Annotated in this window: 1 protein-coding gene; it reads left to right on the forward strand. The window is 71.8% G+C overall.

The window, feature by feature from the left end; translation table 11 throughout:
* Positions 1–234 precede the first annotated feature (234 nt).
* The coding region (locus CW362_RS42835) for a ScyD/ScyE family protein (protein ID WP_162684463.1) at positions 235–882 on the forward strand (648 nt) is incomplete at its 3' end.

Genomic DNA, 882 nt, shown 5'->3' on the forward strand with positions numbered 1-882 from the left:
TCTCGGACCCGGGCCCAGTTATCGCCTGCGTACAGGCCCGCAGGGGTCCTGGCCCCCTCCGCACGGCCGGTGCGCAAGCGCGGAATCTCCGATGTCGCACACCGCGATCAGGTCAACCCCCGCGTCTATCGTGCCGATTGCATTCACCCCTGACGACGGGGGCGGGACACATTGAGGAGAGTCATGTCTGGTGCGAGAAAGTCTTGGGCGGGGGCCTTTTTGGCCATGGCGGTCGTGAGCACCGTCACGGCGACCGCGATACCGAGCCAGGCCGCGTCCGCCGCCACCGGTGGCGTGGTCGTGGCGAGCGGCCTGCACAACCCGCGCGACGTCCAGATCCAGGCCGACGGATCGGTCCTGGTCGTGGAGGCCGGCAGCGGCCCGGCCACCCCGTGCCCGCCGCCGGCCGAGGTCGGACGCAACCGGTGCCTGGGCTTCAGCGGATCCCTCTACAAGATCACCGGCTCCCGGCAGGGCCGCGTGGTCACCGGCCTGCCCTCCGAGCAGATCAACCAGAACTACGGCACCAGCGTGCTCACCCGCATCGGCGGGCCGGTCCAGGCCGAGGCCGCGGGCGACGGCTCGTACCGCATCAGCTACGGCCTGAGCGGCCTGCCCTCGGACCGTGAGGCGCTCGGCGCCGGCAGCGGCCCGCTCGGCACCCTGAGCACCACCGGCGGCAAGGTGCTGGGCGACCTGGCCGTGCACGAGCTCGAGCACAACCCCGACGCCGCCAACCCCGGCACCACCGAGGTCTTCTCCAACCCGTGGGGCTTCGCCAGGGACGGCCGGGACTTCCTGGTCACCGACGCCGGCGCCAACGACCTGATCCGGATCCACCCCGACGGCAGCACCGAGACCGCCTTCGCCTTCCCCACCAAC

Source organism: Streptomyces populi, assembly GCF_002911015.1.
GTDB classification, from domain to species: domain Bacteria; phylum Actinomycetota; class Actinomycetes; order Streptomycetales; family Streptomycetaceae; genus Streptomyces; species Streptomyces populi.